The organism is Streptomyces sp. NPDC107550, assembly GCF_055639095.1.
This window is the reverse complement of the sequence record NZ_JBVKBC010000035.1, coordinates 1-24641: the sequence shown is the minus strand read 5'-3', so window position 1 is coordinate 24641 and position 24641 is coordinate 1. Positions and strand designations below refer to the sequence as shown.

14 protein-coding genes and 4 pseudogenes are annotated in these 24641 nt (G+C 68.9%); 9 read left to right on the top strand and 9 right to left on the bottom strand.

Features of this window, described 5'->3' with window-relative positions; genetic code table 11:
- Window positions 1–99: 99 nt before the first annotated feature.
- Entirely contained in the window at window positions 100–408 is a 309-nt protein-coding gene (locus ACZ7LY_RS29980) for a hypothetical protein (protein WP_053644319.1), read from the top strand.
- Between the two features lie 19 nt (window positions 409–427).
- On the opposite strand, the gene ACZ7LY_RS29975 is transcribed toward ACZ7LY_RS29980, so the two are convergent.
- A complete protein-coding gene (locus ACZ7LY_RS29975) occupies window positions 428–1423 on the bottom strand; it encodes a hypothetical protein (protein WP_471627881.1) in 996 nt (331 codons plus the stop codon).
- 208 nt (window positions 1424–1631) lie between these two features.
- On the opposite strand from ACZ7LY_RS29975, the gene ACZ7LY_RS29970 reads away from it, so the two are divergent.
- The 3 genes from ACZ7LY_RS29970 to ACZ7LY_RS29960 all read left to right on the top strand — a co-directional run bounded on the left by ACZ7LY_RS29970 (window position 1632) and on the right by ACZ7LY_RS29960 (window position 4991).
- Entirely contained in the window at window positions 1632–1895 is a 264-nt protein-coding gene (locus tag ACZ7LY_RS29970) for a helix-turn-helix transcriptional regulator (protein ID WP_053644315.1), read from the top strand.
- A 160-nt stretch (window positions 1896–2055) separates the two neighbouring features.
- On the top strand, window positions 2056–2943 hold the full coding sequence (locus ACZ7LY_RS29965; RefSeq protein ID WP_466627212.1) for a DUF6083 domain-containing protein: 888 nt from the start codon (window positions 2056–2058) through the stop codon (window positions 2941–2943).
- A 560-nt stretch (window positions 2944–3503) separates the two neighbouring features.
- The gene (locus tag ACZ7LY_RS29960; protein WP_471627880.1) at window positions 3504–4991 is read left to right on the top strand and encodes a UvrD-helicase domain-containing protein; all 1488 of its coding nucleotides are present in this window, start codon (window positions 3504–3506) and stop codon (window positions 4989–4991) included.
- Between the two features lie 251 nt (window positions 4992–5242).
- Here the strand turns inward: ACZ7LY_RS29960 and ACZ7LY_RS29955 are convergent, their stop codons facing one another.
- The 4 genes and pseudogenes from ACZ7LY_RS29955 to ACZ7LY_RS29940 form a co-directional block, all read right to left on the bottom strand.
- Window positions 5243–7240 (bottom strand): zinc-ribbon domain-containing protein, encoded by a 1998-nt coding sequence (locus ACZ7LY_RS29955; RefSeq protein WP_471627879.1) that lies wholly within the window; start codon window positions 7238–7240, stop codon window positions 5243–5245.
- A gap of 142 nt (window positions 7241–7382) precedes the next feature.
- Window positions 7383–8034: pseudogene (locus ACZ7LY_RS29950) on the bottom strand (DUF6083 domain-containing protein).
- 167 nt (window positions 8035–8201) lie between these two features.
- Window positions 8202–8429, bottom strand: a complete 228-nt coding sequence (locus ACZ7LY_RS29945) for a helix-turn-helix transcriptional regulator (protein WP_053644310.1) — start codon at window positions 8427–8429, stop codon at window positions 8202–8204.
- On the bottom strand, window positions 8420–8548 hold the full coding sequence (locus tag ACZ7LY_RS29940) for a hypothetical protein (protein WP_466627223.1): 129 nt from the start codon (window positions 8546–8548) through the stop codon (window positions 8420–8422). The genes ACZ7LY_RS29945 and ACZ7LY_RS29940 overlap by 10 nt, the downstream gene beginning before the upstream one ends.
- 430 nt (window positions 8549–8978) lie before the next feature.
- Here ACZ7LY_RS29940 and ACZ7LY_RS29935 point away from each other — a divergent pair, with 430 nt between their 5' ends.
- From ACZ7LY_RS29935 to ACZ7LY_RS29920, 4 genes are read left to right on the top strand one after another with little or no spacing between them, the layout of a single operon-like run.
- Window positions 8979–9950 (top strand): lipase family protein, encoded by a 972-nt coding sequence (locus ACZ7LY_RS29935; protein ID WP_466627227.1) that lies wholly within the window; start codon window positions 8979–8981, stop codon window positions 9948–9950.
- Window positions 9947–12031 carry a vWA-MoxR associated conflict system protein gene (locus ACZ7LY_RS29930; RefSeq protein ID WP_466627230.1) on the top strand — a complete coding sequence of 695 codons (2085 nt, stop codon included), beginning with the start codon at window positions 9947–9949 and terminating at the stop codon, window positions 12029–12031. The genes ACZ7LY_RS29935 and ACZ7LY_RS29930 overlap by 4 nt, the downstream gene beginning before the upstream one ends.
- Complete coding sequence (locus ACZ7LY_RS29925; RefSeq protein ID WP_053644304.1) at window positions 12028–13038, top strand: AAA family ATPase; 1011 nt, start codon at window positions 12028–12030, stop codon at window positions 13036–13038. The genes ACZ7LY_RS29930 and ACZ7LY_RS29925 overlap by 4 nt, the downstream gene beginning before the upstream one ends.
- The gene (locus ACZ7LY_RS29920; protein WP_471627878.1) at window positions 13031–18421 is read left to right on the top strand and encodes an SAV_2336 N-terminal domain-related protein; all 5391 of its coding nucleotides are present in this window, start codon (window positions 13031–13033) and stop codon (window positions 18419–18421) included. The genes ACZ7LY_RS29925 and ACZ7LY_RS29920 overlap by 8 nt, the downstream gene beginning before the upstream one ends.
- On the opposite strand, the gene ACZ7LY_RS29915 is transcribed toward ACZ7LY_RS29920, so the two are convergent.
- A complete protein-coding gene (locus tag ACZ7LY_RS29915) occupies window positions 18364–18816 on the bottom strand; it encodes a TatD family hydrolase (protein WP_471627877.1) in 453 nt (150 codons plus the stop codon). The two genes, ACZ7LY_RS29920 and ACZ7LY_RS29915, sit on opposite strands and share 58 nt — an antisense overlap.
- Window positions 18817–19371: 555 nt before the next feature.
- Between ACZ7LY_RS29915 and ACZ7LY_RS29910 the strand changes: the two are divergent.
- Window positions 19372–20126, top strand: a pseudogene (locus ACZ7LY_RS29910) (IS5 family transposase); the annotation flags it as partial.
- Between the two features lie 109 nt (window positions 20127–20235).
- Here the strand turns inward: ACZ7LY_RS29910 and istB are convergent.
- From istB to ACZ7LY_RS29895, 3 genes and pseudogenes are all read right to left on the bottom strand, one after another.
- Window positions 20236–21027, bottom strand: coding sequence for an IS21-like element helper ATPase IstB (gene istB / locus ACZ7LY_RS29905; RefSeq protein WP_471627876.1), 792 nt, complete (start codon window positions 21025–21027; stop codon window positions 20236–20238).
- Window positions 21026–22523, bottom strand: a pseudogene (gene istA / locus ACZ7LY_RS29900) (IS21 family transposase); the annotation flags it as partial. The pseudogene istA and the gene istB, both read right to left, overlap by 2 nt.
- Window positions 22524–22535: 12 nt before the next feature.
- Window positions 22536–23779: pseudogene (locus tag ACZ7LY_RS29895) on the bottom strand (IS110 family RNA-guided transposase).
- Window positions 23780–24641: the final 862 nt, after the last annotated feature.

The window sequence follows — 24641 nt, the reverse complement described above, 5'->3', positions numbered from 1 at the left end:
CGAGTATCAACGCCTGCGGCATCGCCGCTGGCACCGTCAGCGCCAATCCCGCCGGCATGCTCGCCCCTCAGCGCAACCGCCTCGGTCCGCCAGCGGGAGTTGCCGCTGCGCACCGACCTGCGGGTCCTCAAGGCTGAGGTCCTGGCGGCCATCCTCGTCGGGCTCATGCAGCTGGCCGGGCGCGCACGCCGCGGCGGCACCTCCGTCGAGCTCTACCTGGTCGGAAGCGCGGACGGAGCGCCCGCCGGCTCGCCGAACCGCCGCGCGCTCACCTGCGCCAGCGCCCCTCTCGAAGCTGCCGAGTTCGTCGCCGGTCTCTACGAAGAGCCCGGCTTCGACGCGGTCGACGCGAGTCCGCGCAGCGAATGGCCGCTTGCCCCCGTCCCGCGTAGCCCGCTATCCCGGTGACCAAGGAGCAACTGTTCGCCTACCTCGCGACGGCCAGGCGCGCGGCCTGAGGATCGGCCCACCGGCAGGTCCAGTGCAGGTCCCCGGAGTCCGGGCAGGCCTGCCATGACCTGACCAGTCCGGTCCGGGCCAGCCGGTCGAGCATGTCGGGCAGCTCCGTGGGGTGCGTTCCGCAGGCGCGCGTCATCTGGTCGAGTTCGGTCAGGCCGGAGCCAGTTTCGGGATCGGTATGTGCCGCGAGGTAGACAACGGCTAGTTGAAGCAGTGGCCCAGTAGCCTCTGCCCCGGCCGGGGAGCCAGCGCGCAGCGCCCAGTCCGCGGCCTGCACACGGTCGGGGCGGGCTGGGGCCTGGCCGAGCACTGTGATGTCGAGCAGTTCTGCGACGACCTCGCCGGCGGAGCATGCGTGGGCGATACGCAGCCATCGCGCGCGCTCCAACTCGTGCCACGGGCCGGGGCCGTTGAGACGGAGGCTGCGCGGGATGCCCTGGGGCAGCCGGACGTGCATGGTGGCGTTCATGCGCAGGGCGCACTGCAGAGCGAGCAGGCGTGCGGCGGGCGAGACACCTGGCGGAAGTGCGGCCGCCAGGTAGTTGAGCATTTCGCGTACGCGGGCCTGCTCACCCGGGCCTCTGGCGCGCCGCTTTCGCCTCCGAGCGGTGGACGGTTGCGGCGACGTGCGGGCGGGGGTGGTGTCGGGCACGACGGCGGCCTGGGCGGTCGCGGCGGCGCAGGTACTGCAGGCGTCGGCGAGTCGCCATACTCGTCCGCCGCGTTCACAGGCGAGGAGAAGGCGGATGGGGCCGTCGCAACCGCGGTGACGGGGGTGCCAGCGGCAGCCGCGCTCATGGCACTGGCAGATCCTCAGGTGGGGCGGGAGGATGTCGCTGCGTGCGTGGCGTGCGAGGTGGGTGAGGGCGGCCGAGCGGGCGGAGGCCGCGGCGACCTGTCCGCTGGCGTGCGGGCATTGCGGGCAGACCAGGACGAGCCCGCCGGGGTGCGAGCGCAGTTCCACGGTCCAGGCGTGTGGCGTCGCCGGGCATGTTGTGCGCTGCCTCATGGGCGCGTGTTCCTCCCTGTGCTTGCGCGCCGGGCCCATCAGGGGCTGTGGGCGGCCACTCACCATAGGGCAGATCTCTGCCCTATCGCTGGCGCCGCGACCTGCAGAATTAGGGCAGAGGTCTGCACTGACAGGGCAGGGGTCTGCCCCGTCGGATGGACGGGTGACGATCTTGCCGCCCGATCCGGACCTCAACGCGCTGCGCTTGGAACTAGCGCGCCTGCGGGCCGTGCGCGGATGGACCTATGACGAACTTGCCGCCCGCAGCGGCCTGGCCAGGCGCACTCTCATCGAAATCGAGCAGGGGCGCACCATCGGCACCTTGAAGACCTGGCACGCCCTTGCTCACGCCCTGGACACCCCGCTCGACGACCTCTTCAGCACGCTGTGCCGCGGGCACGACCTGCCTGGGCCGAGCGAAGGCTGATACCCGGTCCGAGCGGCCGCCGCGGATCACTCAAACCAGCGAGGCGACCTCGAACACACAATCGGCTTTTCGCACCCCCGTTGCACTGCGTGCGGCCAGGTAGGTGACCCGGCGGCAGCGCTGCCGTAAATGCGGCGTGTTGGCTGGCAGGTTCGCGCGCATGCGCTCCACACCTCCCGCCCCCCGCCGCTGGGACGGCAGCCCGGTCCTCGCCCACCGCGTGCGCCGCTCCCTGCAAATCTGCCCCGACGGCGTCAGCCGACTGCTGCGCTGCGGCCAAAGCGGCCGGTGCCGCGACTGCGGCAACCGGATCGAGTGGTATCACCGCAGTACTGAGCGGGCCGTCCGTCTCCATCCCCAGGAACTGCCAGCCGCCCGAGTGCCCGCCGTGTGCCGCTGGCACGTAAGCTCCGGCGTGGCCCACCCGGCCGGAGACGGCAGCAGCTGGTGTCGTCTGCCGCACGCCGTCGTCTGCCCCGCCCGGGACATTCCCCCCACTCCCCCTGAACTCGCCGGACTGCGCCGGTCTCTGGCCGTGAATACCCGCCGTCTGATCGACGCCGGCGTCTTCACCCCTCCCCCGGCTTCGCCGGACGGCCCTGCGTCCCAGCAGGCCGTCTGCCGACCGGCCCGGCCCATCGTGCAGCTGCTGTATCTCCGCTACCTCGCCTCCCGGCCGGTGGAGGAGATCCAGTGCGTCGCGCAGACCCGGCGCCGCGATCGCTGCACCAGCCCGCTGCTCACCCCCGGCGCTCCGGCCGGCGCCTGGGCGCTGGTCCCGGCCACCGCATCAAGCGGTCAACTGGCCCTGCCCGCTCAGGCCATGGCGGTCTACGACCTCAACCGTGTCCCCTACGCCGAGCAGCTGCGCTGGCGCGCGCAGCGCTGCCCGCAGCACGCCGCCGCACCTACGGCCGCCGACGTGGCGGTGGCCGATTGGGAGCCCTTCGACCCGCTGCGCCACCACGAGCACATCCACACCCGCCTGCCCACCACTACCCGACGCCCCCGGCCTGCGGACCGCGCACGGCAGGCGGCCCGGCCGTGACGTCGCACCACGCCGTCGAGATCCTGTTGACCCAGCCCGCCGCTCCCGGTGAACTCCACCAGGCGCGCTGCGGTGTGCGCCTGGCCGCGAGTGCGGACCGCACCCGGCTGATGGCGGTCTGCAGCGCCCGCAGTCCCAGTGGCGCCTTGTACGCGCTGCGGCGCCAGCTGGGCGCACGCCTGCCGATCCACGTCCTGACCACGCACTACCCCGACCGACACGGCCAGGTCCTCTCAACGTCGCCCTGGACCACGCCGCCGTGGGGGCCCTGCGCCAGACTGCGGCCGTCCTGGGACAGCGTCCCCAGGAGCTGCTGCGGCGGCGGGTGACCGCGGCCCTGGCCCGGGACGAGCAGGAACGCGCCCCGGCGCCTGGAGGTCCGACTCGAGAGTCTGCTCGCCGACCACCAGCCCGAAGAAGTCCTGGCCTGCGTGGCCGGCCTCCTGCACAGCCGCCGGCACCATCCCGCCCGCACAGCGCCGTAACCCCGTCTGCCGTGCCGCTCCCGACGCAGCGGCTGCAGGCGCTCCTGATCCTCTTCATCTTCCGCGGAGCCCTTGTTGCACACGCCCACCGACGAACAGGCCCACGCCGTCGACACCTTCCGGGCCGGTCACCATCTCGTCCTGCAGGCCGGCGCCGGGACGGGAAAGACCAGCACGCTCACCCTGCTCGCCGCCAGCACCCTCAGCCGCGGCCGCTATCTCGCCTTCAACAAGGACATCGCGCGCGATGCCGCCGCCCGCTTCCCGCGCACGGTGGTGTGCAAGACCGCCCACGCCACGGCCTACGCCGCCCTCGGCCACCGCTACACAAGCCGGCTCAACAGCCCCCGCCAACAGGCATGGAAGACCGCCCAGGCACTCGGCATCACCCGCCCCCTGCACATCGGCGATCACGAGATCAGCCCCCGGACGCTCTCCCACACTGTGCTGCGCACGGTCACCCGCTACTGCCACTCCGCCGACCGCACCCTGGCCCGCCATCACGTACCGCACCTGCGCGGCCTGAACACCTCCGGCGAACACGCCCAGCTCGCCCACGAGGTCCTGCCGTTCGCCCTCAAGGCCTGGGCCGACCTGCACAACCCCGAGACAGGTGTGGTCCGCTTCGAACACGACCACTACCTGAAGATGTGGGCTCTGACTGAGCCGACCATCGACGCCGACTTCCTCCTCCTCGACGAAGCCCAGGACACCAATCCCGTCCTCGAGGAGGTCTTCACCGCCCAGCGCCGCCATGCCCAGCTCGTCATGGTCGGCGACTCCGCCCAGGCCATCTACGGCTGGCGCGGCGCCCGGGACGTGATGACCGGCTTCGACGCCACTCCCCTGACCCTGACCCGCTCCTTCCGCTTCGGCCCTGCGATCGCCGAGGAGGCCAACCGGTGGCTCACGCTGGCCGACGCCCCCATCCGCCTGACCGGCACCGACACCATCCCCACCGACACCGGCAGCCTCAAACGGCCGGACGCAGTGCTGTGCCGCACCAACATCGGCGCCATGGCCGAAGTCATGCGCCTGCTCACTGCTGGCCACCGCGTCGCCCTCACCCGCGGCGGCCGGCAACTCGCCGCACTCGCCCTCGCGGCCCGCGACCTGAAGGACGGCCGCCGCACCTCCCACCCCGAACTCGTACTCTTCGCCTCCTGGGGAGAGTTGCAGGACTACGCCGCGCACGACCCCGCCGGACGCGACCTCCAACCCTTCGTCGACCTCGTCGACACTCACGGCCCCGACGCCATCCTCACCGCAGTCGATCAACTCACTGACGAGACCCACGCCGACGTCACCGTCTCCACCGCCCACACCGCCAAAGGCCGCGAATGGCCCACCATCCGAATTGCCGACGACTTTCCCCCGCCCAGGGACACCAACCAGCACGACAGCCAAGGACGCCCCATCCCCGAACCCGTCAGCGACACCGACGCCCGCCTCGCCTACGTCGCCGTCACCCGCGCCCGCCACCACCTCGACCTCGGCGGCCTCTCCTGGATCAACACTCACCCCACCGCCCCGAGCTCGCCCTTGCCTCCCGGACACGCCTGACATCGAAGAGCAGCCCGAGCGGGGCGACTGCACACGCCATTGCCCGTTCCGAATGTCCGCACGCGCCTCACCGACTGGCTTACGCGTCCGGCACCCTGAGGAGGCGGGCGGGTACCCGATCCCATGTGCTGGTGGTGACGGACCCTATGCCGCATCGACATCTTCGAAGAAGGAGATTGTCGGCACGAGGCAGACTTCAAGCGTGGCTACCGCAACTGAAGCAACGGTTGGTTCGGGTCGTCCACCATGTCCTACGCGTCCTCGTCCGGAGCCTTCGCAAGCTGGGCCAGTACAGAAGCCGCGTAGCCGAGCCAGGTGTGCCGGGGCAGACGTCCGCGTGCACCGAGTGCGATCTCCTCATCATCGACCCATCCACGTACGGCGCCCTCGGGAATGAGATTGTCGTCGCCGAGGAAACTCGCCATGCCGACAGCGTGGAGCTGATAGGAAGCCAGGACTCGAGCGTCCAACGGGCCATTTTCCCTGACCTCGGTTCCCGCCTTCCGCGCCCATTGGCGAGCCGCCTGGGTCAGCTCCCGATCTACCCGGCCTCGCGGGACCGCACGGGACGCATCTTGCCGGCATCCGCAACTCTTGGTGTTCCCGCGAGTAACCTCGGCCTGCGGAAGCCCGGTGACGACCGTCTTGCACCTGCACTGGTAGTCCCGCAATGATCCGGCTCGCTTCTTCGGATTGGCGTATGGGGGGCCCATCGGTGTCAGCCAGCTGTCCGCAGGTGGCTCGGTGGCCTTCAGTTGCCGTGGTTCAGCGGGCGCTTTCGATGCCTTGGGAAACTGGCGGGGGCGGTATGGCATCCCTAGCAGAGCCTTCTCCACATCGGCCGCCGCTGTCTCCGTGCCATGCTCCAGGTAGCTGGCGAGGCCGGGCAGGGGGTGCAGGCCAAGCTGCTGAACACGCTGCAGGACTGCGGCGGCTACCTTCCACGCGCTCCAGCCTGAGCCGACAACGACATCGTGAGGTCCAACCGGGTCAAGGTCTTCGCGGACCCGGATCACCGTCTGGCAGGCGGCGGCCAGACGCTCGGTCTTCAGGCGGTCGTCGGCTGCGCGGTCGCGCCAGGACTCAGGGCCGTGGGTCTTCCAGCCGTCGAACTCCACAACGAGTTGCAATGCCTCTTCCCACATGTCGACCCGCACGCCGCGGTACCGTTTGCCGGGCACTGGGTCGAGTGGAATCGGCGCCTCGAGCTCCAAGGCGGGCAGGTGGGTACGCAGCTCGTGGTAGAGCGCCAGCGCCTTGGCGGAGACGTTCTTGCTGCACTTCAGACAGCCGGACCGCAGCGCCTTCGCGGTGCGGCGGTTGGGCGGTGCCGGCCAGTCCTCATGCTCCCCTTGTGAGGACGTACAGCGCCACGTCACCTCGATCTTGGACCCGACGGTGGTGTTGTGCGTGTTCCTGCTCGCCGGGCCACGCACCCATTGCTCCGCAAGCTCCGGATACCACGCAGCCAGGCTGTTGGAGGCGTCGGCTTGGTCGGCATTGCAGACCGGGCAGCCGTTGATCCCAGCCGCTTTCCCGTTCCTGCTCCGCAGGCCGGTGCGGCTCTTGGGGGGCTGCTCCCAAACATGGGTCGCCCAGTACCATTCTCCGGTTCCAGGCCGAACGGCAGGAACCTGATGCCACCAGGTCACCGGCTTGTTGCTGCCGTAGCTGATCTCCTCTGGCGCACCAGAGTCGGGGTGGAGTTCAGCGGCCAGCGCGGAAATGGCGGCCACGGATCGCTCGAGGGCGGGTCGCTCTCCTGGCCGCGGCGCCGCGCCGGAGCACTTCGGGCACATGCTGGGCCGGTCGGTGCGGCTGCGGTCCTTCGGCGAAGCCATCCACGATCCGTGTCCCGGTTCCACAGTGCAGCGCCATCTTCTGTCGGTTGCATCCCGCACGCCCACGCGCGCGGCATCCGTCCTGTCCGCCCACTGGTTATTCAGCACCATGACGTCGGCCACCGACAGCTCGCGCGGATCAGGGGCAGCCTGCATGGCACTGAGGATGTTGTCCCGGAGCTCCCGGTTGACAGCGTTCTGCTTCTCGATCTTCGCGCGTACCTGTTCCAGCGAAGCGGCAACCTCAGCACGCCACTGCTGCGTGAGCTCCTGCCAGAACTTCTTCTGACGCTCGTACTGATCTGCCCGGCACAGACCGACAAGCGGTTTCGGAAGAGCAAGCACACCTGTGCGTGGCGGCTCAACAGTTGAAGTAGCCCTGGCTTTCGGCGAGGCGGCAGCGGTCATGCGCCGATGATGGCGTACAGCACTGACACCCCCTCGGCTGACCCCGCTGGATGCGACAGCAGGCATCCGCCGAGGACTGGGCCGCCTACGCAGGCGCCGTCGCCAGCCGGAAGTGCCCGTGAGCCTTGCCTCATGGGCTTGGCTACCCGAAACCACCGTTGATCTGCAGAAGCTGACCAATCGGCAGCAGCCTCCATGATCCGGGCGGGGCGTCCGGGGCCAGGACGGGACGGGGGCAGCGGTGTCGGTGGCTGGTCTGGGCCACACAGCGGATGGTCTCTACGGGGCCTTCGGCGAGGTAGTGGCCCAGCAGCATCCGCACGACGAGGCGGCCGGTTCCGGCGGGCGCTTCACGGGCGGGGAGGAACACGGGAGTGAAGGCACCGGTGTCGATCAGGCGGCGGGTTCGTACGACAAGTTGGCGGCGCACCGACGTGAGGGCCGGCAGGCTGATCCGACAGACGGGCGTGCGCTGCGGGCAGAACACGGCGTGCGGAATGCGGCACCAGGCGCTGCCGTCGCCGTGTGGGTGGACGATGCCGGAACTCAGGTGCCAGCGGCAGGAGGCGGCGACGTGGGCGGTGGACACTTCGGCGGGATGCAGGGCGATGGGCCGCCCGTCGGCCCCGCGGGTAGAGGTCGATGCGGTTGCCGCAGCGGCGGCAGCGGCCGGTCTGGCCGGCGCGCAGCAGACGACTGGGGCTGGTGGCGGCCACCCGCAGCGGGCGGCGTGCCGGCACGGTGCGGGCGCTGCCGTCCCAGTGGCAGCCGGTGTGGGTGGAGTTGGGGCGCATGGCGAGGGCCGTGCCAGGTGGCACGCCTCGGGGGCGGCGCGGTGGTAGGCCAGTCCCCCGGGCGGCCCAGCAGTATCGAATACCGGCACCACGTAACGCACGTGCGTTCTGAATGCGTTCGCCGGTTCGGATTAATCGCGCCGCGCGCCAAGCCCGGCGCGGCCGGGTCAGGCGCCCTTGGATCCGGGTGGGGTGTGGTCGTCGCAGAGCGGGTCGAGCAGGTGCTCGATGGGGACATCGAAGGCGTGTGCAAGGGCGTGCCAGGTGGTGACGGTGCCGACGTCGCGGCCGTGTTCGAGGTCGATGAGCGTGCGCCGGGCCAGGCCGCTGCGGTCGGCGAGTCCGTCGAAGGTCCACCCTCGCGCGTTCCTCGGCCGCGCCAGCGTCACACGCAGGGCGTCGCGGTCTGGGTCGGGCGGCGGCCGGCAATCAGGTCAGCGACGGCGGCGACCACCAGCGCGGCCGGGACGGGCCGGTTGCCGACCACCAGACCGGCCAGAACCAGGACGACCACGACGACGACCACACCTCGGGGATGCCCAGCCGGCCGTGCCGGGGGCACGGGCCGGGAAGGGGGTGGAGCAGGACGCCGACGGCTCGGGATCGGCGGACAGAACGTCTGTCCCTGCTCAGGGCCCATGAAGATCGGGTTGACCCGAAACCGTCCAGAGCGTGCACCGTCTCGGAGGTTGCTCGCCGGCTGGCGAATCCGTCTTCCTGCGTGTGCCCGACCGTTGGCCGGACAACCGTGGACCAGGGACCGGGGCCGTCCTTGCTTTCGGTCGTCAACGCCCGCTGACTGGGTTGTAGTTGACTGGGTGTCTGGGTGCGGGAGAGCGGTGCGATGTTCGCGAGCGCCGCGGCCGTGTTCGGCGCTTCAAGTACCGTCCTTGGCTCTCCACAGGGCAGGATGGCCTTCGCACAGTAAGGCCCGGGGGAGGCTCATGGTGGCGACGGCGCATCCGCAACTCGTGCTCGTTCACGGAATCGGCGGACTCCGGAACGCGGAGACGGAACAACGGCAATGGCTGAAGGCGTTGGCCACCGGCGTGCGGGCGGCCGGACAGCCGGAACTGATCTCGGCGCTTACCAAAGGCTGGCTGGCGGATGTGCGTTTCGCCGACTACAGCGATCTGTTCACCACCAAGGGAGCCCAAGGAGGCGCGCTGGGCGAGGAGTTGGACCTGTTCGAGGAGCAGGTGCTTGCCGGCTTGCTGGAGGCGATGGTGGATGAGCTTGCCGAGCAGTTCCCACCGGATACCGGTACGCGCGACGCCCGGCTCATCGAGCAGGCCCGGCACCAGCTCGAGGGGCTCTCATCCGGCAGCCAGGCGCAGGGGGCGGGCGCGTTCGCACGGCGGCTGGTCTGGGTGACCACGACGCTGGTGCAGCTGCCTGGTCTTCGCCAGAGCGCGCAATGGGCGAACGGTCAGGCGTTCGCGTTGCATCTCTCTCAGATTGCGCGGTACTTGAGTCGGCGCGGTGACAGAGCTGCTCTGGGCGCGGCCGTCCGCTCCCGGGTGCTGGAGGGACTGGATCCCGCCCGTCCGCTCGTCGTGGTCTCGCATTCCCTGGGCACGGTCGTGGCCTACGAAGCCCTGCATGAATACCGGGGCCCGGTCGCACTGTGGGTGACGCTCGGCTCCCCTCTCGCGCTCGGCGGCGTGGTCCTGCAGCGTCTGGTGCCGCGGCCGCCGTCCTGCCCGGAAGAGGTGGGGGCGTGGCTCAACTTCTGGGACCGGAACGACATTGTGGTCGGGCGTCCCCGGTTGGCGGACTGGATCGCGCCAAGCGGCCGAGGGGTGAGGGCGCAGACCGCGGCCGTGAAGTCCACTGGGGCGTGGACCCATACGGCAACCAAGTATCTGGAGCACGGGGAGGTGGCCGGGCCGATCATCAAGGCTCTTGTGCCATGACAGGCGCTGTCACATCAGTGGTGTCCCGCCATGTGCTGGTGGTCGGAGCTCAGTGCCAGGGCGCGGAGGAACTGCCGGGCCTGGAAGACGCGGCGCGCCGCCTGCACCGGGCGCTGGTGGACCCGGATCTCGGTGCCTGCCGCGACCGCGGTGAGGGTGATGCAGGGTCCCTGCTAGTGGGCACCGCCCTGGGCAAAACGGCTGTCGAAAAGGCCCTCGCTACCGCCGTCGGCCGGGCCAAGGACGACGGCGGCCCCCTGATCCTGGCGCTGTTGGGCCACGGAATGGGGGGCTACGGTGGCCCGTTGTACTTCGTCACCTCAGGCAGCGCCCAGGACGGAGCGATCCACCAGCTGCACGTGCCCTCCATGATCGGCACGGTGACGAACGAGACCGGACCCAGTGGTCTGATAGCCGTCATCGACACCTGCCACGCGGCCGCCGCCCTTCCGGATGCGCAGTCCGCGACGGCGGGGCTTCAGCAGGGCGGTCTGCGTCTGTCGCTTTTGTTCGCCGCCTCCGCCCACCTGCCGGCCTGGGACATGAACCTGAGCGTCCAGCTCGCCGAGCTGCTGGAGAACGGGTTGCCCATTGCTGGCGACTTCCTGACCGTCGACGACCAGCTGATCAAGGAACTGCGCAGCCGTATCCACACCCAGGAGCCTGGCGGCTTCATGTTCGACGGCGCCGCCATGTCCGGTGACTCGCTGTGGCTGGCCCACAACGTCCGGGCCGCAGGCCGACGCTCCACCGGCTCTCTCGGTCTTCTGGCGTGCGAGAGGCTACACAAGCTGCTCAGCCGACTGCACGGCACGCAAGGCATCATCAGCCAGGACCAGCTGAAGGACTGGCTCGGCGGCCTGGAACCGGAACGCCTTGGCCACCCCGCGGTCCAACGGGTGATGGAGTTCAAGCGTGACCTGGCTGTCTGCGCTGTAGCCGTCACCGTCCTCGAGGAGACCTTCGGGGACGCCCTGACCGATGACTTGCTCCGCAAGGCGGCGGTGCGTGCCGGGTTCCCGCTGGAGGTGGTGGTACGACTGCCCTGCCCTTCCCTGCGTGACATGGTGGAGTACGCGGTCCTGTGCCAGTCGGCCGTCGCCCCTGCGGGACAGAGCCGGACGCTGGTGCATTTCGTCGCCGCCCTTGCCCACCTGATCAGTCCCGGTGAGGTCCTTCCACAGCAGCTGGCCGTCTGGGCGACCAGATCGGGTGTGAGCTCTGCTCTGAACAGCCGACTGATCGAACTGCGCGCGGCCACACCCCGCCTGGTTCTGGTGGCCGCCGACGACGGTGGTGAGGACGTCGTCCGGGTGGAGGCCTCGCTTCTGTTCGGCTCGGCCGTGGTGCACACCGCAGAGTTCCCGTGCGAGCCCGGGCCGGTGCCGGGTGCCCTGGTGTCCGCGCTGGATGAGGGCCGCCTGTGGGCGTTGTCCTGGCTGACGGCCGCGGGCGAGCGGCTGGTGGCGGTCGATGTGTCGGTCCCGACGTCCCTGCTTCTGGATTCCCCTCCGGAGGAGTGGAAAGTGGTCCGCGGCAGACGCATGCTGGGCGTCGACTACGACGTCACGACCCGCTGGTCGGGTCTGTTGACGCCCCCGTCCGATGTCCTCCTCGACGAGATGCTGGACGCCGGCAGCCGCTTGCTGTCCTCCTTGCAGAGCAAGGCCCGCTGCGGCCCCTCGTGGCTCGGCTTGGACGACCTCAGCAGCATCGAGAAGCTGCAGGAGCTGCTCGGCCGTCGTCGTGCGGGCGATTGCGTATGGGGAGTGGGCGCCCTGCCGGAGAAGGATTTCGACCTCATGCTGGAGGAACTCCTCATCCATACCCCGGCCTTGATCTGGCCCCGGCGTGGGAGCGTCTGCGACGCACGGGCCTTGCAGGATGAGGTCGCGGAACATTGGGACTCGCTGCCGGAGAAACTCCTGCGCGCTTTCCAGGAGCAGCTGGAGGGCGTTCCTGGTCATCTGGCTGATATCCGTACGACATGGCACGACGCGCACTGGCAGGACTTCTGCCAACGGCGCGCCGGCCGGGCGGTCGTCGCCCCGCAAGACGTAACGCCGAAGGAGCAGGCATGAACTGGACGCCGTACTACACGGGTACGGGAAGCATTCCTGAGTTGCCTCAGAGGCTTCCTCCCCCGCCTCCGTGGCGCGCGCCGACGGGCACGGCAGGCGTGGCCGACGCAGTGCAGTCACCGTCCCCGGCGAGCACCTACCGCGCGGATCCCGAACTGGTCGACGCGGTCAACGCCGCGCTCCATCTGCGCCGGCCTCTGCTGCTGACCGGGCCGGCCGGCTCCGGGAAGTCCTCCGTCATCGAGCAGATCGCCGCCGAACTCGGGCTCGGGAGTGTGCTGCGCTGGCACATCACCTCCCGCAGCACCCTCGCCGACGCGCTCTACCGCTACGACGCCCTGGGCCGCATCCACGCCTACAACCTCCGCGCCGTCGATCGTCCCGCCGTGTCCAAGCGCGGACGGGCCGCGCGCCTCGCCAGCCGTGCCGCACGCGACGACATCGGGGACTTCGTCCAACTCGGCCCTCTCGGCACAGCCCTGCTGCCCGGCCCTCTCCCCCGCGCCCTGCTGATCGACGAGATCGACAAGAGCGATCTGGACCTGCCGAGCGACCTCCTCGACGTTCTGGAACGCGGGCGTTTTGAGATTCCCGAACTGGCCCGGCATTCGAGAAGGCAGGTCACCGTCCGCACCGCCGACCCCGGTATCCGGCATGACGTCAAAAACGGCCTGGTGGAGTGCGAGGAGTTCCCGGTCATCGTCCTCACCAGCAACGGCGAGCGCGGCTTCCCCGCCCCCTTCCTGCGGCGCTGTGTGCGCTTCGACATGCCCGCGCTCACGGTCTCGACTCTCACCAATGTCGTCGAGGCCCACCTGGAAAAGGTCGAAGAAGACACCACCCACACTCTGGTGACCGCTTTCGTGGACCGGCTGAACCGCGGTGAGAACCTCGCCGTCGATCAGTTGCTGAGCGCCGTCCACCTCCTGCGCGGCGACCGCATCCAGGACGACGGGCAGCGAACACGGCTGCAGGAGTTGCTCTTCCAAGGGCTCGGGCGTGGCTGAGAACCGGGCCGCACAGCTGCTGGCCGCCCTGGCCCGTGTCGGCCTGGACGACATCAACGCCAGTGCGGAGGAGGACATCCGGGAGGCCCTCGACGCTCTTGTTCTCGCCGCCGCCAGATCCGGCGCCAGCCGGATGGGAGACATTCCCGCCGGTCCGCCCTCGGCCGCCGAAGGGCCACCCGCCGATGCGCCCCTGCAGCCCGACGCGGACACCGATGACTCCGGCGATGACCCGCCGGCTCCTGGACCCGGTTCGGACGCAGGCGCTTCAGGGGTTGCCTCGGTCTGGTTGAAGGACGACAGCAGCAGCCACTCGATCCCCGGCAGCCTTTTGAGCATCGGCCGCGCCCCGGCCCTGCCGAACGCTCTCGGCATCGGCCGTGCCCTGCGCCCGCTGCGCCGCTTTCGGCCATCCCAGGTTCACCAGCGCCTCGACCTGGACGCCACCGTCGACCACTACACACGTACCGGTGTGCTCGTCCCCCAGCTCGCGCCTGCCTCAGAGCCCTGGCTGGAGGTTGTCGTGGTCGTGGATCGCGGCACCTCCATGGCTGTCTGGGACGAGACCTCACTCGCCCTCACCCAGATGCTGCGCACTCTGTCCGCCTTCCGCAGCATCCGCGTGTGGCACCTCGAGCATCCACCGCAGGCCGAACCCGTACTGCGCGACCAGCACGGCCGGCTTCTGCCCATGGACCCGTCCGATCCCCACCACAGCCAGCCCGCCCATCGGCTCCTGCTCGTCGTCTCCGACTGCGCGGCTCCCGCCTGGCGTCGAAGCAAGCTGTGGCAGACGCTCCACACGTGGGGGCGGACGGCACCCGTGGCCCTGATCAACCCACTTCCCAAACGCCTCTGGCAACGCTCCGGCCTCGACCTGCCCCGGACCACCGCAACCGCCTCGGTCCCGGCATCCCCCGGACGGCTCCTCGCCTACCGCCGTCCCCGCCTCTTCCGCAATGACGCCCCAGGGACGCAGCCCTGGCAGGCGCTGCCCGTACTGCAGATAGATGCCCACCAGATCCTCGCCTGGGCGCACGCCGTGATGCGTACCGACCCCAGTGGCTGCGAAGTCGTCCTCGTCCCGGCATCAGGGCGAGTGCCCCCCAGAAACCGCAGTCCACGGCCAAGCGCCGCCTCGCCCGATGCGCCGACGACCGATGCACGCGTCACGGCCGCGGCCCAGGCCTTCACGGACAACCTGCACTCCCCCGCCGTCCGGCTGGCGATCGCCGCCTCATCACTCGACGTGTTCACCCTCCCCGTTCTCGACGTGATCCGTGAGCGCATCGTCCCCGACGCCGCCCTGGCCGACACCGCAGAGTTCCTCACCGCCGGACTGCTCACGGCAACACGGCACGAGAGGGCAGACATCGTGTACCGGTTGCACCCGGCTGCGGCGGAACACCTGCGCGGACTGCTGAGCCGCGACCAGGCTTGGGACGCCCACTTCGCCCTCACCGACCACCTCAAGGCTCACCCTCAGGCCCCGCACGGAATCGTCGCCGCACTTCACTCACCCACAAGCCAGGAGATGCTGCCCACCGGGCTGCGGCCCGTCGCCCGAGCGGCTGCGGCAACAGCGCGTCTCCTGGGCGTCGAGTCCACCGAGCCCTACTCCGGTCCCGACGCCCTGTCCGGCTTCGCGGCCCGGTCCGGCGATGGCCAGAAGGACGACGCCCAGCAGACCCCCGCCCCAGCAATGCCGGACGATCCCCCCGAGCCTGCACCAGACGTGGAAGTCGCGCCGCACGAACCCCAGTTCGACGGGGCGCTCATGTTGCGTGCCCACCAGCGCCACATGCTTGACCGTCTGAACGCCGAGCGCGAACTCCACGACCGGCACCGTAATCTCCTCGTCGCTCCTCCCGGCACCGGCAAGACCACTATGGCCGCCTTCGACTACCAGCACCTGTGCGAGCAGCACCAGCAAGACCTGAGTCTGCTCTTCGTCGCGGGTTCGGTAGAAGCAGTGGACCAGGCACGCCCGACCTACCAAGGCGTCCTCTCAAACCCGCAGTTCGGAGAGTTCCTGTACGGCGCGGGGACTCTCGAGCGGGGCCATCACGTGTTCGCCACGTGGCAGTCCCTCGACCGAGTCATGGACCAGCTGAGACCTGATCACTTCGATGTGATCGTCATCGACTCCCACGCCATAGGAACCCGGCCGTTCGCCAACATCCTGGAGCGCTTCGCGCCGAGGGAGTTGCTCGTCCTCTCAGCGGCTCCCGAACGAACGAACGGCCCCGGCATCCACGAGGTGTTCTTCGAAGGTCGTATCGCTGCGGAGATGCGTCTTCCGGACGCCTTGGCGACTGGTGTGCTGTCTCCCGTCCACTACTTTGGCTTTGCGGACGGCACCGACCTTCAAGGGCTGGACTGGAAGGGGGGACGGTACGACCGGGCTTCGCTGAACGACCTGCTGACTGGTGACGACGCGCGGGCGAGACTGGTCATCCACGCTGTCCGGGACACGGTTCCCGACGTGAGGGTCATGCGGGCCGTGGGCTTTTGTGAGTCCGTGGCACACGCCGAATTCATGACTCGGCGCTTCCATGACGCCGGCCTTCGTGCCGCTGCTCTCACGGCGAGGGACCGTCTGGCAACGCGCCAGGAGACGCTTTCCTCTCTCAGGAGCGGCGGCTTGCAGATCGTCTTCTGCGTCAATGCGCTCAGCGAAGGCGTCCACATTCCTGAGGTGGACACCCTGCTCCTGCTGCGGCCACCGTCCAGTGCCACTCGGCTCCTGCGGCAGCTGAGTGTCGGCCTTCCACCCTTCCCGGGCAAGCCCGCACTCACCGTGCTCGACTTCATCGGGCACCACCGCAAGGAGGTCCGCCTCGACTCCCAGTTCCGGGCCATGACGGATCTGACGGCCAGCCAGCTGCTCGACCATCTTGAGCACGGCTCCACTCGGCTCAACGACGGTTTCATGATCACCCTTGACGAGAAGGCCAAGATTCTCGTCACCAACAGCCTCAGAGAGCAGGTCCACGGCAGCGCCACTGACCCGGCAGACGGCAACCAGGTAGGCGAGGAACAGCCGTCCGCGGAGCAGCTGGCGGCGCCGGTTGCGGATCTGGCTACGGACACCGACCCGGCGTCCGACCCCCCAACCATGAACCAGTCACGGGCGTTCGATCAGTCCCCGCGTGTCGTCATGGTGAGAGCGACGAACAGCACAGCCCCAGACATCGAAGCCGGCATCATGCTGACCCCCCGTCTCGTGCTGACGTGCGCCCACATGGCGGATGCCGCGGGGTCGCGGCCGCGAGTCGTAGGCCCGAGCGGCACGGAGATCACCTTTCGAACCATGTGGAAGGGGCAGGGGGTGGACGCCGCCCTGATGCTTACGGACGAGAACATCCTCGACAGCGATGACTGGGAGCGGCTCCTGCCGCTCCGATTGAGGTGGGGGCGCCTGCCCAAAGGACTCATGTCATCCGTACGCGTCGCTGGCTTCGGGCGGTCGGGCGAACCAACTGAGCTGAGCGGGCAGGCACGGCCTACGGACGTGACCCTCATCATCGAAGGCACAGAGCCCTTCACAGCAGGCGCATTGGCGACGTCGCCGGGCGCACTGGTGTCCTGCGACGGCGTCTTCGCGGGAATGGTCACCCGACGGCATCCCCAGCGTCCCCAGCTCATGGCCTTGCCTGCTGCGCTCCTCCTCCAGGACCAGGGCTTCCGCCGGACACTGGCGACACACATGACGACGCCGTACGAGCTGGAGGACATAGGAAGCGGGCCGCCCGACGATTCCTCGACCGCACCAAATGCCGTATGCCTCGCCGTCGAAGTGCACGCTGTCAGCGGTCGGAGCGACACAGACGCTCCCCACCTGGAACTGGAGTTGACGCATAGCATCAGGGATTCCCTGACCGCGATCATGCGCCGCGCAGGTATCGACGGTGTAGTCGCCGAGGAACCAGTGGTGGCTGATCGGAGAGTAGATCTGCTGGCGAAGCTCGACGGCCCGACGCCCGTGCAGGACATGGGCCGCGTGTTGGCCGAACTGCAGACCGCCGTCGCCGCGCAGCACGATGTGACGATCGAGGTCGGGGCCTCCTTTGGAGAGGTGGCGGACACGCGCCGGGGTCTTGTCGGTGAAGCCGTGGCGCAGGCCGTCCGGCTTGCCAGCAACACGTTCTTCAGGGAGCAGGTGCACCAGGCGGAGCTTTTCGCCGACTCACCCGTGCACTTCGCCGTGTCCAACACCCTGCGCGTCCTGATGGCGGAGATGCTGGATCCGGCTCTGAAGGACCGGTTTGTACCGCTCAAGCCGAGTGCTCGACCGGATCCCGAAGCCGGCTGGCTATACGAGGGATCCACCGAGGAACTGGGAAGAGCGCTCGCGGCCGGTTCTGCACGCAAGAACACCCCCACAACGGCCAGCTCCTACCGGAATCGACTGGCCACGAAACACCAGGCCCTCGCCGACGCGGAGAAGAAGGTCAGCGAATTCCGAACAAAGGAAGCCGACCGGCGAGCAAAAGCCACAAGAGATCGGTCGGCCGCGGCCAGGACGACCAGCGTCGGCATCCAGTCGGCCAGACTGCACAGCGCGCAGCGGCACGACGCCGAAGCGAACAAAGCCGCTCGCGATGCAAGTATCTGGAGTACAAAGGCCGCCAGGTACGGCAGGGAAGCGGCGGACCTGGCCGCAAAGCTCGCCAAGGCGGAGCAGGCCGAGCGTCGTGCTCCTGCCAGTCAGGCCAGGAAGGAGAGTCGTCTGTCGACAGCCGAGGCAGAGGTACGCAGCGCGCCGAAGAAGCTTCGGGCTCCAAACCCGGAGAAACTGCGAGTGCTGCTGCTGGGGGCCACCTCGGACGGCGACCTGCGTATCGCGCGGGAACAGCAGAGGATCCGTGCGGCCGTGCAAAGTGCCACGCACCGCGACCTCATCGAGCTCGAAGCCCACCCGGCTCCGACCACCGACATGTTGCTGGACGCGCTCAGCCGGTTCCGCCCGCACGTCGTGCACCTCTCTAGCCATAGCGCCAACGAGCAGGGCGCGGACCTTTTTCACGGGCACGCCATCGCCAGCGCCGATGCCCTCGCACGGGCCATCGCGGCCGTCGACGACAAGCCGCTGATCGTGCTGCTCAACTCCTCCCTCTCTGAAATCCAAATCACCCAACTCGTCGCCGCCATCCCCTTCGTCATCGCAATGCCCGCCTCCATCGGTGACGTCGACGCCATCACCTACGCCGCTCGGTTCTACGCCGCCATCGCCGACGGCCAGTCCGTCCATGCCGCTCACCTCCTCAGCCGTGTCGCCGTTGAAATGAACGGCCTGGACAACCACGATCTACCAACCCTGAGCTATGCAGCGGACATCGACCCCCGCGCCTCTAAGCTGGTGACGCCACCCCCGGTGTAAGGCTTCCGGGAAAAACCCGTCACGCGAGGCGGCACGGGTTGGGTCATTGCGGCGGGAGTGAAGCGAGGTAAGACCGGACGCGTCAGCTGAGCTGCGCAACGGGTGTCGCGTACAAGCTTGGCCAGGTTGCGCCACACGATCGGGCGGATGCTCTCGGGTGTCGTCCGGTGGTGGCGTGCGAGTGCCTGCTCCGCGAGGGCGACGTTGCCGGGCAGCGGTCGGCCGGAGCTGCAGTCACCGAAAGGGTGGTCGGTCTCGGTCAGGACACGGTCGAGGGGGATGGCCTCCAGCAGCGCGGTCTTGCGTACGGCGGAGGCGTTAAGAGAGAAGTAGCAGCCGAGGCTGACGGCACGGGTAGTCAGAGCCAGGTCGCCGAGCCACCAGTGGAGGACCATGCCGGGCGCCGGGCCCGTTCCAGTTCCTCCAGCACCTGCCCGCAGGCGGCGTAGCTGCGGATGTTGGCGATGCGCGGGGTGCGGGTGAGGACGTCGAGGACGCGGCGGAGGGTGGCCTTTGGCGGTCCATCGGGACGCGGCTCTTGCCGTCGAGCCCGATCTCGCTGACCAGAGGGTGCGGGCGATCAGCTGGGCGAAGGTGTCGGGGTCGAAGCCGGTGTGGCTGCGGACGAGTCCGGGATGGATGCCGACTCCCCAGATGATCCGCTCGTCGTGCCGCTGTACGGCTCGGGCGGCCTCGGTCAGAGAGCGGGTGGCAGCGAAGACGACGGCCTCTTATGTTCGCGCCGCCGGGTCCGCATGGGCGCTGGACGACCTGAGGGCCGCAGTTTCACCCTGCTCGCGGACGACGGAGGCACCTACCTCGCTATCGACGGAGGACCTCCGACCGGAGGTGCCCTCCTTGGAGGATGCCGCAGGCGGATAGGTGAACCCCGGGAGCCCTTGCACAGCACTAGGTCGTGTCCGGAAAGTCGGCGGCTCGTTGTTCCGTTCGTGGTGCGGCGACATGAACTGACGGATGAGTCGTGGGCGTTGATCGCTCCGTTGCTGGCCCCGGGCCGGATGGGCAGGCCTGTGCGGGACCGGCGTCAGGTGGTGAACGGGATTTTGTGGAAGCTGTCCACCGGTGCCGCCTGGCGTGACCTGCCCGAGCGATATGGACCATGGAAGACGGTCTACGAACGCTTCCGGCACTGGTCCGCCGACGGCACCTAGGACCGCCTCCTGGCCCACGTCCAGCAGCACTCCGACGCCGTCGGAACGGTCGACTGGTCGATCGCCTGCGTCGACTCGACGACCGTGCGGGCTCATCAGCACGCGGCGGGCGCCCGAAAAGGGGGCACTGGGAAGGTGAAGCCCTCGGCCCGTCCCGGGGCGGCCTGACCAGCAAGATCCACCTCGCCTGCGACGGGCAGGGCCGGCCCCTGGCGTTCACCCTGACCGGCGGAAACGTCAACGACTGCACTCAGTTCGACGCCGTCATGGACCGGATCAAGATTGCCCGGCCGGGGCCGGGCAGGCCCCGGACCCGGCCCGACCGCGTCGTCGCGGACAAGGGCTACTCGGCCCGCAAAATCCGGGCCTACCTCCGGCGCCGAGGGATCGCCTGCACGATCCCTGAACGGATCGATCAGATCAACGGACGCATCCGCCGCGGCGAAGCCCGCTGCCGCCTCGACAAGACCACCTACCGGCGCCGCAACGTCGTCGAACGCTGCTTCAGCCGGCTGAAGCAGAACCGGGCTGTCAACGGCCTCTTGCGGCGCCCCGCTGGCGGCCTTGAGACATCCCCGCAGGTGGACGGCATGATCGCCCCGCCTGCGGCCAGATAATCTCCCCGCCTTCGGTTGGTGTGGATCAGCTGAAGGGCTTCACTCCCTTTCCGGTGGTGGCCTCGGTCAGTCGGAATGAATCACCCTGAGTGACCACGACATGAGCGTGGTGCAGAAGGCGATCGACAGTCGCTGTGGCCAAGGTCTTGGGCATGATCTCGTCGAAGCCAGACGGGTGAAGGTTGCTCGAAACCGCAATCGAGCGTCGTTCATATGCGGCATCGACCAGCCGGTAGAAGCCCTCGGCGGCGTCCTCGGAGACGGGCAGGAGCCCGATGTCGTCCACGATGATCAAATCCGAGCGGATGATCCGCGCCAGGGCCCTGGCTATCGAGTCGTCCGCGCGGTGGCGGCGGACCAGCGAGCCGAGGTCCTCGATGGTGAACCAGGAGACGGCCAGGCCCGCCTCGACCGCGGTCTGCCCGAGGGCCTCGGTGAAGTGGCTCTTGCCCGTGCCGCTGGGTCCACAAATACAAAACGACTCCCGGCGGCCGACCCACTCCAGGGTCTTGAGGGCGTCCTGGGTAGCTCTGGGGATCGAGGACTCGGTCTCGCGCCAGTCGCCGAAGGTCTTGCCGGTGGGGAACCCGGCCCGCTTGCGGCGGGTGTGCAGGTTGGCGCGGTCGCGTCCGGCGGCTTCCTCGGCGAGAAGGACGCGGACGACCTCGGCCGGGTCCCAGCGCTGGGCTTTCGCGGTGGGGATGATGTCGGTCAGCGACCGGCGAATGTGCGGGAGTTTGAGCCGACGGGTCAGTTCGATGGCCTCGGCGAGCGGGTCGCCGTTGGTGTAGGGAACGGTGCGAAGAGGGGTGGCCATCAGGCGAGATCGCTTTCGTCGTACTCGGGAAGATCGGATGTGGCGGACAGGCCGAAGGTGGACCAGGCGCCGGTGCCGGGCTGCAGGGAGTGGTCCTCGCTGCGGCGATGCGGCTCGGCCTGCTCGTGGACGGCCTGGTAGTCGAGGATGGACAGCAGGTCCTTGTCGGCGAACCGGCCGGTGACCGCGGCGGTGCCGAGCGCGCGGTCGACTTCCGCCGCGGAATGGAGCTTTGCCAGGGCGACGGCCTCGGCCATCTTCGCCTTGATCCGGCGGACCCCGGCCGCGGCGGCTTCGATCAGCCAGGAGGCCGCCCCGGGGCCGAGGGCGAGGAACGCTGCTTCCTCCGCGCTGGTGGCCCGCGGGGTGCGGTCAGCGTTCTTGTCCTCGCGCGGCGGATAGTGGGCGTCGTCCAGGACCGGACTGCCGGGCTCGCCGCGGCGGTGGCGGGCGGCCTCGCGGGCTGAGCCGGTCTCGTCGACGGCGGTGATGATCAGTTCGTCGCCGTGGAAGCGGGCCCAGACCCGGGTGTCGATCAGCTCGTGCGGAACCGAGTAGCGGACCGCCTCGACGGAGATCGTCGAGTCCCAGCAGACCCGGCGGGTGGTGCCGAACGCCGCGGTGAACGGGCTCTTCGGCAGTGGATGCAGTCGGTGGACTTCCTCGGCGAGCCGCTCGACGGGTTTGCGTCGAGTCGTCTTGTGCATGCGGGAGTTGACCTCCTCGCAGAACTGCCGGCAGGCCGCTTCGAGGTCGCCGAAGCTCTTGTACTGCTCGCGCAGATTCACGTTTTTCGGCACGAGATCCGCCTTCGCGATCTTCACCGTGGATTCCGAGCCGCCCTTGGTCTCCGGGTCTGCGGGCAGGCAAGTGCGTATCGTCGTGCCGTAGTGCCTCGCGACCTCGACGATTTCCGGGTTGCGGACCGCGATCCCGGCGACGTGGTCGGTGGTGACCGTCTTCTCGTTGTCCGTGAGGACGTAGGCCGGGATGCCGCCGATCCGGCGGAACGTTGTGTCCAGACACGCGGTGATCGTCGGGAGTGTCTTGTCCCAGATCGGGATGACGACGCGGAAACGCGACCAGGCCAGCTATGCGCAGAACAGCGTCGTCTTGCGGCCGTTGATCACTGGTCCGTCGCCGAAATCGTATTGAATCCACAGCCCCGGCTCGGTCACCCACGGTCGATAGACCCGCCGCCGACCGGCCCTGAACTGGGCTTTTGCCTCGGCGACCGTGCGGCGGGTGGTGCGTTCCCCGCCGGTGAAGCCCATCGCGGTAATCCTCTTGTGGACCACGTCCGCGCGGATCTTGCCCTGCGACCGGACCACCAGTTCCTCGATCTTCGGCAGATAGTCGTCGATCTGCCGGGCCCGGTGCCGACGCTTGTCCGGCTGCTGGCCGGCCGCCCGCATCTTCACATATCGGGCCACCGTGTGGTGGTCGCACCCGGCCAGCTCGGCCGCGGCGCGGTAACTCCCCGTGAGACACCTCAGGCGCTCAACGTGTCAAGCGGCTGCGGCGAGTTCGGTGGGGAACGCGGTGTGTTCGTCGAACAGTGTGTGGTGCTGAAGGCAGTGGTAGAGCTGGCCAAGCATGCGGTTGAAGAGGTTCCGTTGGGCGGCGGCGTGCCAGTCTCCGTGCTCGTCCCGGCGGCGCCGGTAGTGCGCCTTGGCGCCCGGAGAGGCGGTGATCGCGGAGAACGCCCACAGGTAGCCGACGTGGTTGAGCCTGTCATTCTTCACCCACCGGCGGGTGATGCTCGACTTCTTGCCGGAGGCCCGGGTAATGGGCGAGGCCCCGGCGTACGCCTTCAGGCCGCGGGCGTCCGCGAAGCGGGCCTTGTCGTCTCCGACCTCGGCGAGCACCCGGGCGCCGAGCTGGATGCCGAGGCCAGGGAAGCTGAGGATGATCTCAGCGTCCGGGTGCTGAGGGAAACCTCTTCGACCGCCTCGGCGAGGTCGTCGGCAGCGGTGCAGGCGGCCTCCAACTGGACCAGGAGCGCGAGCATCTGCTTGCCCAGCGCGTCCTCGACCAGCGGCGGCTGGTGGGCGTATTCGTCGCGGAAGATGTCGCGAAGCCGCTCGGCTTCAGCCGCAATGCCTCGCTGTCGGCCGGCCCGCCTGAGTGCGGCCTCCAGCTGCGTGCGGGTCAACCGCGCGGCCCGAGTCGGCGTCGGGGCCGCCTTCAGGAGTTCCCGCGCCTCCGGTCGGCACAGACCGTTTCGCCAGGGCTCGAAGGCCGCCAGGGCAGCCGGGTAGTACTCCCGCAGCAGCGAGCGGAGCTGGTTGGACAGCTGCTGCCGGTTCCAGAGTGAGTCCTGCTGGGCACGGGCGAGGACGGCGACGGCCCTGCCGAGGTCGCTGTCGGCGGGCAGCGGCCGGTGGGCGTGCATGTCGGTGCGCAGGATGTTCGCGAGCACCAGGGCGTCGCCCGGGTCGGACTTCTTCCGCGAGACGGAGTGGCGGTCGCGGTAGCGGGCGGCAGCCATCGGGTTGATCGCGAACACCCGGCGCTTGCCGGTCCGCAGCACCGCCACGAGCAGGCCGCGGGAGGTCTCGATCGCGACCGGGATCGGGTCCTCCTCGCTGTCGCCGTACTCGACGAGCAGATCCAGCAGGATCTTGTAGCCCGCGGCGTCGTCGGTGATGTGCCGCTTGGCCAGTAACTGGCCGCTGTCGTCGACCAGGGCGACGTCGTGCGTGCGCTCAGCCCAGTCGATGCCGCAGTAGATCAAGATGTTCCTCCCCATGGTGCTGTTTATGCAGGTCACGAGCTCATGCGGAACCACGCAGCGACCTAATCCCAGGACTCAGCATGAGAGCCGGTCCGCCACCTCAGTAGCTGTTCGTGGCACCAGCTCACCCCACGGGCCTCGGTCTATGCAGGGAACTCAGACGGTTCGGGCTTCACAAGAGGTCACCGTGCGGCGGGCTCGCACCACCAACACCAACGAGTGATCAAGGTGTGGGTGTTGACGCTGGACGGCCCTGGACGCCGCCACTCTCCTCGAAGGGGCCATGTGGCCAGGTGTGGCTAAGGCGTGCGTCCAGTACCGACGAGCAGCAACACCCACACCGTGGTGGCAACCGGGGAGGTGCCGAGCGCGCACGATCTCACGGGAGGCTTCACGGACCCGGTCGTAAGTAGGCGTCCTCTCGGCACCCGCCAGGCTGCCACCACAAGAGCAGGGCCGCCTGCCGCTCTATGGGAAGGCATCCAGACCTGGATTGGGAAAGGCATGACGGACCCTACTGTTCGAACAGCCCGAGGGCCTCTGTACCGGTCCGGCCTGTCCTTACACGGGGATTAGGTCGTAAGCCTCCAGGATCTCCATGATCTCCTCGCTGTTCTTCACCCGCTCCAGCGTCGTCGAGCGGGATTACTCGGTGCGAGCGGGGAGAAAATCTGGCCGTACCCGGGGACCCCAGTCCGTACGTGGGGAAAACCGTGGCCATAAATTGCGCCGTAGATGGCCGCCAGAGTGGAGCCTACGAAGACCGCCGTCACCGGGCCCTGGGTGAGGTCGACTCGGGGCGCCCTGCCGGTGTTTCCACCAGTGGGTTTCCCCGTGCCGCCTCCCGAACCCGGCGTGCCCGTCTCCGGGCACCGGG